Source organism: Nocardioides hankookensis, assembly GCF_042658885.1.
Classification (GTDB): domain Bacteria; phylum Actinomycetota; class Actinomycetes; order Propionibacteriales; family Nocardioidaceae; genus Nocardioides; species Nocardioides hankookensis.
In genome coordinates, this window is record NZ_JBHSRJ010000009.1 from 833536 (window position 1) to 847770 (window position 14235).

Genomic DNA, 14235 nt, shown 5'->3' on the forward strand with positions numbered 1-14235 from the left:
TCGCCGGCTACGGGAGGGTCCACACGGCTCGGCCCCGCCGATCGGTGCCGAGCACGGCCCGCAGCTCCACCGGCTCGGCGCCCGGGGGCACCTCGAACCGGAGCACCCCTGCCGCCGACGCACCCGGCCGGACCCGGAGACCCTGGGCGAGGCCGCGACCCAGGCCACCTGCGGACCGCGGCCGCAGCCGTCGGCCGTCCTCGGTCACGAGCACGACCCGGAAGGACCGGCCGCTCTCGTAGACCGACCTGCCGACGTTGGCGACGGTGAGCCGGACCCGCAGGTCACCGCCTCGGGTGGCGTCCCTCGGCGACTCGCCGATCTCGGCCGTGACCTTCAGTGCCGGTCGCTTCGCGATCCCCCGGATCCGCACGGACTCGGCGCGCGAGGGGGTCGGGGGTGCCACCTCCGCCCGCACGCGGTCGTTCAGCACGTCGCCGACCATCGGAGCCACTCTCGGCAGGACCAGGAACCCGGCGAGCGCGACCACGACGATGCCGACCAGCCGCACCCCGAGACCCGTCATCGTGTCCTCCCTTCGCGTCGGACGGACGCTAGGGGCTCCTCGGCCGCACGGTCATCGGTTCCGCGCCGAAATGGCCATCTGGCCGACCCTCGCGCGGTGGCCCGACCGGGCCGCTAGGTTGCCGCCCATGAGCTGGTGGATCGCCCGGACCGAGCGCACGGTCACCGCGGAGGTGCCCGCGGCGCCGGAGGACGTCCGCGCGTTCTACGTCGACCTCGACAGCCTCAAGGTCGTGCACCCGCTGATCGTGTCCGTGGAGGAGCTGTCGCGCACCGAGGAGGCCAACGGCTACCGGCAGACCTCACGTGTCGTCGACGTCGTCCGGCTCGGACCGTTCCGGATGCGGATCGCCTACGTCACCCGGCTGCACGTCCCGACGACCGGTGACGTGCACACCGAGGCCGACCAGTCCCCCGGCGTACGCCTGCGCGGCACGGTGTCGTTCGACGAGACCGAGGGCGGCACCCGGGTCACCGAGCGCATCACCATCGCGGCACCCCGTCCCCTGGCCGGCTACACCGTCCGCGAGGCGGTCAAGGCGCACGAGGCGATGCTCGCCGGCATCCGCGCGCACTTCGCCTGACGTCAGGCCGGCGCGACGACGATCAGGCCGACATCGGCCGCCGCGACCGCCAGTCGCTGGTCGTAGGTGACGAGGACGTCGACGTCGAGACGGAGGGCGCCGACGAGGTGCAGGGCATCGAGCGACCGCAGGTCCCGCCCGGACATCAGGCCGGCCTCACGGAAGGCGGTGTCGGGCAGCGCGAAGAGCTCGACACCCTCCAGCACACCACTCACGGACTGCTGGCTCACCTCGAGGCGTACGGCGAGCCGCCGCAGCTCGGTCTCGAGCAGGAGCGTCGCCATCGGCTGCACGTCGGGCTGGTCGAGCCAGGCAGCGACAGCAGCGGACCCGGACTCGGCCACGAGCAGCTTGGCGGCTGCCGAGGTGTCGAGGTAGCAGCGGGTCACCGGCGCTCGTCGCGCACGGCGTCCAGCGCATCCTGGGTCCGCTCGTCCCGGTCGACGCGCGCCAGGTCGGCGAAGCCACCCCGTCGGCGCACCGGACGGACCCGGCGCAGACCCGGCGACGGATCGGCGATCGGGACCAGGCGGGCCACCGGCACCCCGCCGTTGGTGATCGTGAACGACTCACCCGCCTCGACGGCGCGCAGGACCTCGCCGCTGCGGTTGCGCAGCTCGCGATGGGTCACGGTCTCCACCTTCCCGACCGTAGCACGCGTAGCACGCGGCGTCCTCGCGACTTCGACATGCCTGCAGCCAACGTCGCATCGACCCCTCGCCGCCAGCCCCCGTCCGCGATCTGTGGAGAACCCTCGGCGTACCCCGCTGCCTGTGGATGAGCGTTCGCGGGTCGGGCGACATCGGGCGGCCCGCCGGGCGGGTGATGAACAAGTTCGAGCAGGTCTGGGAGTCGACGTGGGTCCACGCCGTGCTGACCCAGGACCGAGCCGCACCCGATGGCTGGTGGTTGCTCACCGGATATCCCACCCCTGCGATCCCGCGGGAGGAGCGATCAACAGCGATCGAGACGCCGGCACTCGAGCACCTCGCCGGCGCGTACTTCCACCAGGACTGGTCCGAGGACCTCGGCGATTGCGACCGCGTCGTCGAGAGGTTCGCAGCGGAGTTCCGCGCGCTCGCGCCCCTGCTGCCGGCCGAGGAGGGCGGCTACACCGGCTGGCTCCGCCACGTGGCCGCGCAGCTGCGCTGAGCCTCTGCCCACGTCGGCCGCAGGCACCGAGAGTCAGACGCTCGCGATGCCTTCGAGCAGCCGGTCGACGTCGCTCTCGCTGGAGTACGGCGCCAGGCCCGCGCGCAGCGCACCGGTGTCGCCGAGGCCGAGCCACCGCGACGCCTCCAGCGCGTAGAAGGTGCTGGCGGGGGCGTTCACGCCGAGGCCGGCCAGGTGCTCGTAGACCTCGCGGTCGGCGCGGCCCTCGACGGTGAAGAACACCGTCGGCGTACGCCGTGCGGGCGCGCCGAAGACCCGGACCCGGTCGGTGCCGCGCAGCCCGTCAGTCAGCCGGGAGAGCAGCCGGTCCTCGTACTCCTCGACCGCCGCCATCGACTCCAGCACCCCGGCCCGGCGGTCCGAGGCGTCCGACGCGATGCCGGCGATGTAGTCGACCGCCGCGGTCGTGCCGGCGAGGATCTCGTAGGGCAACGTGCCCAGCTCGAACCGCTCGGGCACCCGATCCGGCGAGGGCAGCAGCTTGTCGGGCCGCAGCCGCTCCAGCAGCCCGGGGGCGGCGACCACGATGCCGTGGTGCGGGCCGAAGAACTTGTACGGCGAGCAGCTGAAGAAGTCCGCGCCGAGGGCAGTCACGTCGACCGGCGCGTGCGGCGTGAGGTGCACGCCGTCGACGTAGAGCAGCGCCCCGACGGCGTGCACCGCCTCGGCGATCGCCGGGAGGTCGGGCCGGGTCCCGAGCACGTTCGAGGCACCGGTGACCGCGACGAGCCTGGTGCGTTCCGTCAGCTCGGCGCGGAGGTCGTCGACCGTGAGCTCGCCGGTCTCCCGGTCGAAGCCGACCCACCGGACCTCGGCACCGGCCCGCTCGGCCGCCTGCACCCAGGGCCGGATGTTCGAGTCGTGGTCGAGCCGGGTCACCACCACCTGGTCGCCGGCCACCCACTCGCGGGCGAGCGCGCGGGACACGTCGTACGCCGCCTGGGTCGCCGACCTCGAGAACACGACGCCACCCGGGTCGCAGCCGAGCAGGTCGGCCACCGCGCTCCGGGCGCCGACGACCACGTCCTCGGCTCGCCGCTCGGTGGCCGTGACCGTCCCGCGGTTGGACAGCCCGGCGGTCATCGTCGTCGCGATGGCCTCCGCCACCTGCCGCGGCACCTGGCTGCCACCCGGCCCGTCGAAGTACGCCGTCCCGCCGTCGAGCGCCGGGAAGTCCTTGCGGATGCGGTCCACGTCGAGGTCCATGGACCCATCTTGCCGGTGTCGGTGGAGCCTCGGCAGCACCCCCTCAGGCGCTCGCTGTGCCTGCCGATCAAGACTGGGTGAGCATCAGCATCCGCGCGGGCACCCAGGCGGTGGCATCGACCGGCCCGTCCGGCGGCACCGACCTCCAGCGCGCCTACCAGGCGGCCACCAAGGACCTCCAGGACGCCCAGCGCCAGCTGACCAAGGACTCCGCGGCCAAGGCCAGCGAGGACACCATCAAGGCCGACCAGCTCGCCGTCCAGCTCGCCCAGGCCGCCGTCGCTGCGGCCGCTGCCGCCATCGCCAAGGCGAACGCCGACGCCCAGCAGCAGAAGGCGGCCGAGCAGAAGCCAACAACGACAGCCCCGACTGCGGCCACCTCATCCGCCAGCGACCCGAAGAACCCGGTCGACCTGTACGCCTAGTCCAACACTCTCCAGTCCACGGTCTCGTCACCTGCGGCTCCCAACACCAGGCGCACCTCCGCCGGACGTGCGTCGGCCGGCAGGTCGAACCGGAGCTTCCCCTCAGTCGACTCCCCGGACGTCAGGCTCAGACCCGCTGCAATGTGTCGACCAAATGCGGACCACCCAGCCCGTGGCCGGTACGTCGCACCTCGGTCATCTCGCACCGCGATCCGTAACTCAGGGCCGCTCTCATACGGCCCCGATCCAGCGTTCTCGATCTTCAGCTGCACAACCACGGCGCTTGCATGTCGCATAGCCCGCGACCGCACGTCGATCGTCGTCACCCGCAGTTCTGGTCGAGTCGAGCCGGCCGGCACGATGACGGCTTCTCCGATGTCTGCCGTCTTCGGCACCAATCCGGCCGTCGCTACGCCAGCAAGGAGCTCGCCGACTTTGGGCGCCAGAGTCGGCAGACCGAACAACAGGAAGGCGATAGCCGAAATTGCGGCGACGAGACGCCACCCGCTCTTCCGCTCTTCCGGACTTCGCCCGCGCTTCGGCGTCGGCTTCGTCGTCGGCTTGCCTGTCGTCCTCCGCACACCGCTCGCGCCAGAACCGGACCGCCCCGCTACCGGTCGCAGGCTGGTGACCACCCGAGATCTCGTCGAGACCAGGGCGTCTCCGGCAAGGGCGGTCGGTCGACTCACCAACATCGTGACGAGGTTGAAGGTCGAGCAGACCATTACGTCCCGTGCCCATCCCGAAAGCCAATCGTCGCGAACGAAGCAGAGCACGGGGTGGACGAGGGACGGATCCAACGACGCCAGCTGGGCTACAGCCAATGCGGCGTCGCTACCCCCGGCCACAGCCGGCTCCCGGTGACGACCGTTCTGTCTGAGGACGCTGTCGACCACCTCCACCTTGCCCGACCAGTTCTTGGCATCAATCACGAACACTCCGCCCGGTCCGATGACAACGTGATCGATGTTGGCGAACCGCCGCCCGGGCCATTGGACGTCGCTGACGACAGTCCATTCCGTCCGCGGGAGCGCCGCCAGCGCAGTAGCCACCGCTTCCTCCCCGGCAGCCCCGCGCTCCCACCTCGCTGCTGCCTGTTCGAGTCGAGCAGCCTTTTCGCGTTGTCTGCGGGCAACCTCCCGCGCTGATTCGCCCGCCACGGCACAACCTCCGATCGCGGACGGTATGGCCGTTGCGCGAGACCCGTGCGGAGAATGACGCAGATCTGACCATTTGGCCGACACGATCGCAGGGCCGCCCAGGTCAGATTCGTCTCGACAGCACCTCGCAGCTGCTAGAAGTAGTCAGTGACGAGTTCGCAGGCCGAGGCCGCCGTTCGAGAGGCTGCCATGCGGTGGCTGGATGGCCGGCCGAAGCAAGAGGTCGACTACGCATGGGTCAGGCAGTTCGAGTACCACGGCGTGAACATCCCGCTGATGGATCTGCAGCGCGGGATCCGCAAGCCGGCCTCCATGACGGCCGCGCTCGCGATCCGCACGACCTTCACGCCACCGAATCAGCTTCCTCCCTACAACGACACCATCGGGGATGACGGTCTACAGCGATACAAGTACCGCGGCGACGATCCGCAGCATCCCGAGAACGTTGCGCTCAGGCGCGCGTACGAACAGCGACTGCCGCTCATCTGGTTCGTCGGCGTTGCCCCCGGCTCCTATGAGCCCATCTATCCCGTGTGGATCGTCGGCGACGATCCCTCGCGTCTCGAGTTCGCGTTGGCGCTCGACGAGGGACAGAGATTCGTCAGCCCGGGGGCTGCGATGGATTCCGACTCTCGACGTTACGTCGAACGACTGACCAAGCAGCGTCTCCATCAACGAGTCTTCCGCAGCAAGGTGCTGCTCGCGTACGACGGACGATGTGCGATCTGCAAGATCAGGCATGTGGAACTGCTCGATGCGGCCCACATCATCGCCGACGGCAAGCCGCACGGAGACGCGGTCGTGCCGAATGGCTTGTGCCTCTGCAAGATCCACCATGCAGCCTTCGACAACTCGATCCTCGGCATTAGGCCAGATCGGACCCTGCACGTGCGACAGGACATCCTCGAGGAGATCGACGGCTGGATGCTGAAGGGCGGCATCCAAGGTGTGCACAACACGGAGCTCGCCGTCGTTCCGTCGGCGCGGGCTGCTCGGCCCAGCAAGGAGCGACTGGAGGAGCGCTACGCGGAGTTCCTGGCAGCGGGATGACCTGACCTCAGCTCCTGAACAAGGTCATACAGGCAGGGCATCCGCTTGCTCCATCCGTATGACGTTGTGACGACCCGCCGCACACGCAACGAGGCCCCAGGCGATTGCCTGGGGCCTCGTTGTCGACGCAGGTGGATCAGCTGCAGCCGGAGGTGCTGCCGCAGCCCTCGCAGACGTAGCAGGAGCCGGCGGGGCGCATCTTGGTGCCGCAGGTGAAGCAGAGCGGCGAGTCGACGGCGGTGCCGGTGATCTGCTCGAGGAGCTCGGCGGAGGTGTGGGCCGTGGCGGGGGCGGGCTTGGCGACCGCGACCTCCTCGGCGTCCGGTGCCTCGACGGTCTCGACGACCGACGCCGTCTCGGCGACGGGGGCGAGGTCGATCTCGATGAGCTCGCCCGCGTTGTTGCCGGTCTCCGGGACGGGCTCGTAGGAGCCGGTCTCGAGGTAGCGCTGGCGCTCGTCGGCCGAGTAGATGCCGAGGCCCTCGCGGGTCTCGAACGGCAGGTAGTCGAGGGCCAGGCGGCGGAAGACGTAGTCCATGACGGACTGCGCCATCCGGATGTCCGCGTCGTCGGTGAGGCCGGCGGGCTCGAAGCGCTGGTTGGTGTACTTCGAGACGAAGGTCTCCAGCGGCACGCCGTACTGCAGGCCGATCGAGATCGCGATCGAGAAGGCGTCCATCACGCCGGCCAGGGTCGAGCCCTGCTTGCCGAGCTTGAGGAAGATCTCGCCGAGCGAGCCGTCCTCGTGCGCACCCGAGGTCATGTAGCCCTCGGCGCCACCCACGGTGAAGGAGGTGGTGCGGGCGATGCGCGACTTCGGCAGCCGGTTGCGGGTCGGGGCGTAGACGATCTTCTCGATCACCTTCGGCTCGGCCTCGGTGACGACCGCGGCGGCGGAGGCGTTGGAGTCCTCGCCCTTGTTGTCGCCCTTGCCGGTGGCCAGCGGCTGGCCGACCTTGCAGTTGTCGCGGTAGACGGCCGTCGCCTTGAGGCCCAGCTTCCACGACTGCAGGTAGATGTCCTCGATCTCCTCGACGGTCGCCGACTCCGGCAGGTTGACCGTCTTGCTGATCGCGCCGGACAGGAACGGCTGGGCCGCCGCCATCATCCGGACGTGGCCCATCGGGGCCAGCGCACGGGCGCCCATCGCGGTGTCGAAGACCTCGTAGTGCTCGGTCTTCAGGCTCGGGGCGTCGATGACGTGCCCGTGCTCGGCGATGTAGGCGACGATCGCCTCGACCTGCTCGTCGACGTAGCCGAGCTTGCGCAGCGCCCGCGGGATCGTCTGGTTGACGATCTGCATGGAGCCGCCGCCGACCAGCTTCTTGAACTTGACCAGCGAGAAGTCCGGCTCGATGCCGGTCGTGTCGCAGTCCATCATGAAGCCGATGGTGCCGGTCGGCGCCAGCACCGAGGCCTGCGCGTTGCGGAAGCCGTTGGCGGCACCGATCTCCTGCACGTCCGCCCACGCCTGGGTGGCGAGCTGGTGGACCTGGCGGTCGGCGATGCCGAGCGTGCGGACCGTGTCGTTGGCGGCCTGGTGCTTGCGCATGACCCGCTTGTGGGCCTCCGCGTTGCGGGCGTAGCCGTTGTAGGGGCCGACGATCCCGGCGAGCTCCGCCGAGCGCTTGTACGACGTGCCCGTCATCAGCGACGTGATGGTGGCAGCCATCGCGCGGCCACCGTCGGAGTCGTAGCCGAGGCCCATCGCCATCAGCAGGGCTCCCAGGTTGGCGTAGCCGATGCCGAGCTGGCGGTAGTCGACCGTGGTCTGGCCGATCGCCTCGGTCGGGAAGTCGGCGAAGCAGATCGAGATGTCCATCGCGGTGATGATGAACTCGACCGCCTTGGCGAACAGCTCGGCGTCGAAGGTGTCGTCGTCCTTGAGGAACTTCAGGAGGTTGAGCGACGCCAGGTTGCACGAGGAGTTGTCGAGCGACATGTACTCCGAGCACGGGTTGGACGCGGTGATCCGGCCCGTCTCCGGGTTGGTGTGCCAGTCGTTGATCGTGTCGTCGTACTGCAGGCCCGGGTCGGCGCACTCCCAGGCGGCCTGGCTGATCTTGCGGAACAGGTCGCGGGCGTCGACGGTCTCGATGACCTCACCGGTGCCGCGCGAGCGCAGCCCGAACTCGGTGCCGTCCTCGACGGCACGCATGAACGCGTCGTTGACGCGGACCGAGTTGTTGGCGTTCTGGTACTGCACCGAGGTGATGTCGGCGCCGCCGAGGTCCATGTCGAAGCCGGCGTCGCGCAGGGCCCGGATCTTGTCCTCCTCCCGGGCCTTCGTCATCACGAACTCCTCGATGTCGGGGTGGTCGACGTCGAGGACGACCATCTTGGCCGCGCGGCGCGTGGCGCCACCCGACTTGATGGTGCCGGCGGACGCGTCGGCGCCGCGCATGAAGGAGACGGGGCCCGACGCGGTGCCGCCGGAGGAGAGCAGCTCCTTGGAGGAGCGGATGCGGGAGAGGTTGAGGCCGGCGCCGGAGCCGCCCTTGAAGATGAAGCCCTCTTCCTTGTACCAGTTCAGGATCGAGTCCATGGAGTCGTCGACGGAGAGGATGAAGCAGGCCGAGACCTGCTGCGGCGACGGGGTGCCGACGTTGAACCAGACGGGGCTGTTGAACGAGAAGTACTGGTGCACGAGCAGCCAGGTGAGCTCGTGCTCGAAGACCTCGGCGTCGGCGGCAGACGCGAAGTAGCCGTGGTCGACACCGGCCTTCGTGTACGTCTTCACGATGCGGTCGATGAGCTGCTTGAGGCTCCACTCCCGGGCGTCGGTGCCGACGGCACCGCGGAAGTACTTGGTCGTGACGATGGTCGAGGCGTTGACCGACCAGAAGTCGGGGTACTCGACCCCGCGCTGCTCGAAGACCGTGACGCCGGTCTTCCAGTTGGTCTGCACGACGTCGCGACGCTCCCACGTCAGCTCGTCGTACGGGTGCACACCCTCCGTGCTGAAGATGCGCTCCAGCTTCAGCCCGGCGCCCGCCTTGGCGGTCTTGCCGCTCACCGTCTCGGTCATCCCTCTTGTGTCCCGTCTGTCGAGGTGTTGGTTCGATCATTGCTGCTGGCACCGACAGTCCGGACGGACCTCGGTGCCGACGTTGGTGGGCCCGGCGCGCGTAGCTTCCCCACTGCGCACGCCGGGCCGTCTGGGGTCAGCCCGTCGGAACGGGCTGAGGGGTGTCGACCGCGGTGCGCTCGGCGCGCAGCATCGCGATCTCGTCCTCGAAGTCGTCCGCGGACTCGAAGGCCCGGTAGACGCTCGCGAAGCGCAGGTAGGCGACCTCGTCGAGCTCGCGCAGCGGGCCGAGGATCGCGAGGCCGACCTCGTGGGCCGGGATCTCGGCGGCCCCGGCGAGCCGGAGCGCGTCCTCGACCGCCTGGCCCAGGCAGGCCAGCTGGTCCTCGGTCACCGGACGGCCCTTGCATGCCTTCCGGACGCCCGAGACCGCCTTGTCGCGGGTGAACGGCTCGCTCGCGCCGGAGCGCTTGAGCACGGTCAGCTGCATCAGCTCCACGGTCGTGAAGCGGCGCTCGCAGGCCGAGCAGGTACGCCGGCGGCGGATCGAGCCGCCGTCGTCGGCCACGCGTGAGTCAAGCACCCGGGTGTCGGTGTTGCGGCAGTACGGACAGTGCACCGGGGGCTCCTCTCTGGCCTGTGGATAAACGGGGTCCCGCTGTGTACAACGAGCGCACACCTGTGGGTCTTCCACGACCTTCTGTGAACTAGATGTGGATAACTACACCGGTGTAAGTACTAGATGTAGTGGTAACCGTACGCCCGCTCGGGAGACCGCGCAAGTAGCGCGGAGAAGTTCCTCGGCGGCTCCGGCGCCGTTCGGTAAAGCCGCAGGTCAGGGCCCGTCCCGGCTCCGAAAATCGCCTCCTCGGGGGGCGTGTCGCGGGCCGCGTCGGCACCTCCGACTCACCCGCGCGGGTGGTTTGTCGGTGCACCACCGACGGCAGATGACAGGCATGGACGAAACCCGGTCTGAGACGACCGCCCGCCTCTTCGCCGCACGGCGCGACGCGGACACCACCGAACGGTCCCGCCTCGATGACGAGCTGGTCCGGCTGAACATGCGGATGGCGGTCGACGCCACCCGCCGCTTCCGAGGTCGTGGCATCCCGACCGACGACCTCCAGCAGGTCGCGTACGTCGGGCTGGTCAAGGCGGTCCGTGGTTTCGACCCCGAGCGCGGGCACGACTTCCTCAGCTTCGCGATCCCGACCATCCGCGGCGAGGTGCGCCGCCACTTCCGCGACCTGGGCTGGATGGTGCGCCCGCCGCGGTCGATCCAGGAGACGCAGAGCAAGATCATCGGCTGCGAGAGCGAGCTCTTCCAGGAGCACGGCCGCGCGCCGCGGCCCTCGGAGATCGCCCGGCACCTCGGCATCGAGGTCGAGGCGGTGGTCGAGGCGCTCGGGGCGAGCGGCTGCTTCGCCCCGGCCTCGCTCGACGCGCCCGTGGGCGCCGACGAGGAGACGCTGACCCAGCGGCTCGGCGGCGACGACCACGGCTTCGACGTCGCCGAGGCCCGCGCCGTGCTGGCCCCGCTGCTGGCCCGGCTCACCCCGCGGGAGCGCACGATCGTGGAGCTGCGCTTCTTCCAGGGCCGCACCCAGTCGGAGATCGGCCGCGAGATCGGCGTGACCCAGATGCAGGTGTCCCGCCTGCTGACCCGGCTGATGGCCCGGATGCGCGAGGAGCTGACCGTCGCGCACGCCGCCTGACGCCACGCCGGGCACAGCTAGGACGCGGCCGACCGGGCCCCGTCGGGCAGGTCGAGCACGAACCACGAGGTCGTCCCCACGTCGTCGCGCTCGGAGCCCCAGCTGTCGGCGAGCGCGTCCACCAGCACCAGGCCGCGGCCGAAGACCCGCATCGGGTCGTCGTCCTCGACCGGCTCGGCGGCCGAGCCGGCTCCGCCGTGGTCGCGCACGGACACCGTCAGCATGCCGTCGTCGAGGCTGATCGTGAGCTCGCTGGTGGCGTCGGCGTGGATGACGGCGTTGGTGACGATCTCCGAGAGGCAGAGCTCCGCGGTGTCGACCGGGTCGTCCTCGACCCCCCACCCCGCGAGCGTGGCCCGCAGGAACCTCCGGGCGGCACTGGCGGCCCGGGGATCGCTCTCGAGCGCGAGCGAGGCCGATCGCACCGAGGCGTCGACCTCGGCCCGACCCGTGGCCACCGGGGTCGCGACGCCGCGCGCCCGCACCCGTCGTACGGCGTCGCCGGCCTGCCGCGCGAGCGTGGTCAGCACCTCGCGCTGCTCGCCGCCGAAGTCCTGCCGGCGGTCGTAGTAGACGAGCAGGCCACCGAGCGGCGTCGTCACGCCCGGCAGCGGGTACGCCGCCAGCGCCTGCGTGCCGGCATCGACCTGGGCGGCGACGAGACCGGCGTACCGACCGGCGAAGGAGTCGAGGTCGCCGAAGACCGCCGTGCCGGAGCGCACCACCCCGGTCAGCGGGACGTCGTCGTAGGCGTCGATGTGGCACCAGTCGGCACGAGCCCCGGCCGGGGAGGCCGGCAGGAAGCGGAGCCGGCGACCGCCGCCCTCGACCAGGGCGACCCCGACCGCGCGTACGTCGGGCAGGGCGAGCAGCTCGCGCACGAGCGACCGCGCGACCGCATCGACGTCGGCCGCGCTGGCAAGACCGACGGGAACCGAACCCTCGCGGTAGTCCCCCACGCTCGACAGCGTAGATCAAGCCTCCGGGTACCGTGGGGCGTCGCGACCGGTCAGGGTCGATCGGCCACAATGGCCCCGTGAGGCGGGGTCAGTGACGGGTGCGACCGGGGGCAAGCGGGCGGGGTCGCGCCGCGGACCGCGCAAGAAGACCACGTCCCGCCCGGCCCTGCTCGCGCTGGCGCTCGGCATCACGTTGTCGGTGGTGGCGTGGGGCTACCTCGTGTACGCCGCCGTCGACTTCGGCTCCACGGCACGCGGCGGCGACTCCCAGGCGTGGATCTTCCTGGCGATCGCCTCGATCGGCGCGGTCGCATGCCTCTTCTTCGGTCTGATGCTCGTCGCCCGGCTGCTGCGCCGTCTCGGCATCACCAAGCCCCCGACATCGACCGAGGCTCCCGACGAGCCGGATGGACCCCGGCCGATCGGCGGGCGGCGCGCGGCGCGCTAGTCCGGGCGCTCACGGTCCGCGAGGCGGCGCACGAACTTCAGGCCCGACCAGGTGTCGTCGATCGCCGCGACCTTCACGTCGACCCACCCGAGGCGCAGCCCGAGCTCGCGCACGGCGTTGTCGTCGAGGTCGCTCGCGATGCCGAGCTGGCGTCGGGCCGCCTTCTTCGGCCAGCAGGTCCACACCATCCCGGCGGTCACGGTCCGCTCGAACACCGCTGGCAACCGGGCCTCGAGATCGGCCAGCCGGGTCTGGAAGGTGAGGGTGACGTCGAGGCCGGAGGCTGGCAGCCGGCCTACGACGCGCGCCGCGGTCTCGCCGAGCTCGAAGCCCTCCGGTGCACGGTCGAGCAGGACGAGGTGCTCGTCCTTGATCCCCAGCTTGCGCACCAGCGGGGTGCCCGAGTAGCCGGCCATGCCGGAAGCGTAGGGGTCGAAATGCCGCGAGGGGCGGAGCCTGTCGGCTCCGCCCCTCGTCTTCCCCGGTCCGTCGAGCGGGGTCGAATCGCTCGACGAGATCTGTGTGGTCGTCCGAGTCAGTCGACCGGGATCAGCAGGCGCTGGCCGGCGATGAGCATGCCGGAGTCGAGCGCGTTGAGCTTCTGGATGCGGTCGATCATCGCGTCGACGTCGCCGTCGTCGGCGGCCGCGGAGGCGATGTCCCACAGGGTGTCGCCGGTGCCGACGAGCACCACCGCGGTGGGCTCGGGTGTGCCGGCGTGGTCGGTGGCCACGGAGCCGGAGGCGACGACGATGCCGACGGCGAGGGCCACCAGCAGACCGAGGAGCACGACCACGACGCGGCCGCGGCGGGTCAGCCGGACAGTGCTGCGCGGCCGGGCGGCGGGCTTCGAGTGGAACATCTGGTCGATCGTCATGGTGCTCATGTGCTTGGCTCCTGGGGGAAGTGGCCTTCTCGATGACACCAGTTCTAGAGGGAGCCACCGACAGTCGCTCCGCAGCTGTCTGGACCGCCGTCTCGATCAGGTGTTCGATCGAACGTGTGTACGACGTTAGAGCACCTGTTCGAACGACGCAAGGCCCCGGGCGAACATTTGTTCGAGCCGTTCCGAGGCGGCGGAGCCCGACACGCCCGTTCGAACAAATGTTTGAACCCGGCGGCCGGGATGGCTAGCGTGGGCCCATGGCCAAGAAGATGGATACGGTGCGCGAGCTGCCCGACGGGCCGGCCGATGCCACCGGGCTCACCCCGCGCCAGCAGCGCGTCCTGCAGACGATCAAGGACTCGATCGAGAAGCGGGGCTACCCGCCCAGCATGCGCGAGATCGGCGAAGCGGTGGGGCTCACCAGCTCCTCGAGCGTCGCCCACCAGCTGAAGGTGCTCGAGGAGAAGGGCTACCTCAAGCGCGACCCCAACCGGCCGCGCGCCCTCGAGGTGTTCCTCCCCGAGGTGATGGCGGCCCGGCGCTCGCTCGGCAGCGCCGACGAGTCGACCACCGACGAGACCGGGATCGGCGACACCGTCCCGGCCGCGTCGTACGTCCCCCTGGTCGGCCGGATCGCCGCCGGCGGGCCCATCCTGGCCGAGGAGACGTACGACGAGGTCTTCCCGCTGCCGCGGCAGCTGGTCGGCGAGGGCGAGCTGTTCCTGCTCGAGGTCTCCGGCGACTCGATGGTCGAGGCGGCCATCTGCGACGGCGACTACGTGGTCATCCGCAAGGAGCAGACCGCCGAGAACGGCGAGATCGTCGCGGCGCTCCTCGACGGCGAGGCCACGGTCAAGACCCTGCAGCGCAAGGACGGAAAGGTGTGGCTCCTGCCGCACAACCCGAACTACGATCCCATCGACGGCACCCACGCCACCATCTTGGGAAAGGTGACGGCGGTGCTGCGCAGGGTTTGATCGCTCGTGAATTTCTGGCTTCCCCTGGGAATCCCCTGATCCGACCCTGACGTTGGTAACAGGGGAGGATCCCTGATGGCACGGGAGGGCCGATGGAAG

Annotated in this window: 17 protein-coding genes; 7 read left to right on the forward strand and 10 right to left on the reverse strand. The window is 70.2% G+C overall.

All coding sequences use genetic code 11. The annotated features are described in order from the left end of the window. Window positions 1-7: 7 nt before the first annotated feature. Complete coding sequence (locus ACFPYL_RS23655; protein ID WP_379160508.1) at window positions 8-526, reverse strand: hypothetical protein; 519 nt, start codon at window positions 524-526, stop codon at window positions 8-10. A 127-nt stretch (window positions 527-653) separates the two neighbouring features. On the opposite strand from ACFPYL_RS23655, the gene ACFPYL_RS23660 reads away from it, so the two are divergent. Then, entirely contained in the window at window positions 654-1109 is a 456-nt protein-coding gene (locus ACFPYL_RS23660) for an SRPBCC family protein (protein WP_379160511.1), read from the forward strand. A gap of 2 nt (window positions 1110-1111) precedes the next feature. Here ACFPYL_RS23660 and ACFPYL_RS23665 read toward each other — a convergent pair whose 3' ends face one another. Next, entirely contained in the window at window positions 1112-1498 is a 387-nt protein-coding gene (locus ACFPYL_RS23665) for a type II toxin-antitoxin system VapC family toxin (RefSeq protein WP_379160514.1), read from the reverse strand. Next, the gene (locus ACFPYL_RS23670) at window positions 1495-1749 is read right to left on the reverse strand and encodes a type II toxin-antitoxin system Phd/YefM family antitoxin (protein WP_379160517.1); all 255 of its coding nucleotides are present in this window, start codon (window positions 1747-1749) and stop codon (window positions 1495-1497) included. Before ACFPYL_RS23670 ends, ACFPYL_RS23665 begins: the two co-directional genes overlap by 4 nt. A gap of 137 nt (window positions 1750-1886) precedes the next feature. Between ACFPYL_RS23670 and ACFPYL_RS23675 the strand changes: the two genes are divergently transcribed. Further along, entirely contained in the window at window positions 1887-2261 is a 375-nt protein-coding gene (locus ACFPYL_RS23675; protein WP_379160519.1) for a contact-dependent growth inhibition system immunity protein, read from the forward strand. A gap of 33 nt (window positions 2262-2294) precedes the next feature. Here ACFPYL_RS23675 and ACFPYL_RS23680 read toward each other — a convergent pair whose 3' ends face one another. Further along, window positions 2295-3488 carry a cysteine desulfurase-like protein gene (locus ACFPYL_RS23680; RefSeq protein ID WP_379160521.1) on the reverse strand — a complete coding sequence of 398 codons (1194 nt, stop codon included), beginning with the start codon at window positions 3486-3488 and terminating at the stop codon, window positions 2295-2297. Between the two features lie 77 nt (window positions 3489-3565). Here ACFPYL_RS23680 and ACFPYL_RS23685 point away from each other — a divergent pair, with 77 nt between their 5' ends. Further along, a complete protein-coding gene (locus ACFPYL_RS23685; protein WP_379160524.1) occupies window positions 3566-3913 on the forward strand; it encodes a hypothetical protein in 348 nt (115 codons plus the stop codon). Here ACFPYL_RS23685 and ACFPYL_RS23690 read toward each other — a convergent pair. Continuing rightward, complete coding sequence (locus ACFPYL_RS23690) at window positions 3910-5073, reverse strand: nuclease-related domain-containing protein (RefSeq protein ID WP_379160526.1); 1164 nt, start codon at window positions 5071-5073, stop codon at window positions 3910-3912. The genes ACFPYL_RS23685 and ACFPYL_RS23690 overlap by 4 nt on opposite strands. 147 nt (window positions 5074-5220) lie before the next feature. On the opposite strand from ACFPYL_RS23690, the gene ACFPYL_RS23695 reads away from it, so the two are divergent. Continuing rightward, window positions 5221-6123, forward strand: coding sequence for an HNH endonuclease (locus tag ACFPYL_RS23695; protein ID WP_379160529.1), 903 nt, complete (start codon window positions 5221-5223; stop codon window positions 6121-6123). Window positions 6124-6259: 136 nt separating this feature from the next. Here the strand turns inward: ACFPYL_RS23695 and ACFPYL_RS23700 are convergent, their stop codons facing one another. Together ACFPYL_RS23700 and nrdR are read right to left on the reverse strand one after the other, a co-directional pair. After that, window positions 6260-9151: a vitamin B12-dependent ribonucleotide reductase gene (locus ACFPYL_RS23700; protein WP_379160532.1), complete on the reverse strand. Its 2892-nt coding sequence runs from the start codon at window positions 9149-9151 to the stop codon at window positions 6260-6262. Window positions 9152-9287: 136 nt separating this feature from the next. Next, window positions 9288-9770, reverse strand: a complete 483-nt coding sequence (nrdR, locus tag ACFPYL_RS23705; RefSeq protein WP_379160535.1) for a transcriptional regulator NrdR — start codon at window positions 9768-9770, stop codon at window positions 9288-9290. Window positions 9771-10107: 337 nt separating this feature from the next. Between nrdR and ACFPYL_RS23710 the strand changes: the two genes are divergently transcribed. Continuing rightward, window positions 10108-10866, forward strand: a complete 759-nt coding sequence (locus ACFPYL_RS23710) for a SigB/SigF/SigG family RNA polymerase sigma factor (RefSeq protein ID WP_379160538.1) — start codon at window positions 10108-10110, stop codon at window positions 10864-10866. A gap of 17 nt (window positions 10867-10883) precedes the next feature. Here ACFPYL_RS23710 and ACFPYL_RS23715 read toward each other — a convergent pair whose 3' ends face one another. Beyond that, window positions 10884-11825: an ATP-binding protein gene (locus ACFPYL_RS23715; RefSeq protein WP_379160541.1), complete on the reverse strand. Its 942-nt coding sequence runs from the start codon at window positions 11823-11825 to the stop codon at window positions 10884-10886. Window positions 11826-11916: 91 nt separating this feature from the next. Between ACFPYL_RS23715 and ACFPYL_RS23720 the strand changes: the two genes are divergently transcribed. Then, window positions 11917-12273 carry a hypothetical protein gene (locus ACFPYL_RS23720; protein ID WP_379160544.1) on the forward strand — a complete coding sequence of 119 codons (357 nt, stop codon included), beginning with the start codon at window positions 11917-11919 and terminating at the stop codon, window positions 12271-12273. Here the strand turns inward: ACFPYL_RS23720 and ACFPYL_RS23725 are convergent. Continuing rightward, entirely contained in the window at window positions 12270-12689 is a 420-nt protein-coding gene (locus tag ACFPYL_RS23725) for a DUF3052 domain-containing protein (RefSeq protein ID WP_379160547.1), read from the reverse strand. The two genes, ACFPYL_RS23720 and ACFPYL_RS23725, sit on opposite strands and share 4 nt — an antisense overlap. A gap of 119 nt (window positions 12690-12808) precedes the next feature. Beyond that, the gene (locus ACFPYL_RS23730; protein WP_379160550.1) at window positions 12809-13159 is read right to left on the reverse strand and encodes a LysM peptidoglycan-binding domain-containing protein; all 351 of its coding nucleotides are present in this window, start codon (window positions 13157-13159) and stop codon (window positions 12809-12811) included. A 257-nt stretch (window positions 13160-13416) separates the two neighbouring features. Here ACFPYL_RS23730 and lexA point away from each other — a divergent pair, with 257 nt between their 5' ends. After that, complete coding sequence (gene lexA / locus ACFPYL_RS23735) at window positions 13417-14136, forward strand: transcriptional repressor LexA (protein ID WP_379160553.1); 720 nt, start codon at window positions 13417-13419, stop codon at window positions 14134-14136. The last annotated feature ends 99 nt before the right edge of the window (window positions 14137-14235 follow it).

Excerpts from the sequence above, each read along its gene's own strand:
- ACFPYL_RS23655 (WP_379160508.1), bottom strand. The coding sequence starts at position 526 with ATGACGGGTCTCGGGGTGCGGCTGGTCGGCATCGTCGTGGTCGCGCTC.
- ACFPYL_RS23660 (WP_379160511.1), top strand. The coding sequence starts at position 654 with ATGAGCTGGTGGATCGCCCGGACCGAGCGCACGGTCACCGCGGAGGTG.
- ACFPYL_RS23675 (WP_379160519.1), top strand. The coding sequence starts at position 1,887 with ATGAGCGTTCGCGGGTCGGGCGACATCGGGCGGCCCGCCGGGCGGGTG.
- ACFPYL_RS23680 (WP_379160521.1), bottom strand. The coding sequence starts at position 3,488 with ATGGACCTCGACGTGGACCGCATCCGCAAGGACTTCCCGGCGCTCGAC.
- ACFPYL_RS23700 (WP_379160532.1), bottom strand. The coding sequence starts at position 9,151 with ATGACCGAGACGGTGAGCGGCAAGACCGCCAAGGCGGGCGCCGGGCTG.
- ACFPYL_RS23710 (WP_379160538.1), top strand. The coding sequence starts at position 10,108 with ATGGACGAAACCCGGTCTGAGACGACCGCCCGCCTCTTCGCCGCACGG.
- ACFPYL_RS23725 (WP_379160547.1), bottom strand. The coding sequence starts at position 12,689 with ATGGCCGGCTACTCGGGCACCCCGCTGGTGCGCAAGCTGGGGATCAAG.
- ACFPYL_RS23730 (WP_379160550.1), bottom strand. The coding sequence starts at position 13,159 with ATGAGCACCATGACGATCGACCAGATGTTCCACTCGAAGCCCGCCGCC.
- lexA (WP_379160553.1), top strand. The coding sequence starts at position 13,417 with ATGGCCAAGAAGATGGATACGGTGCGCGAGCTGCCCGACGGGCCGGCC.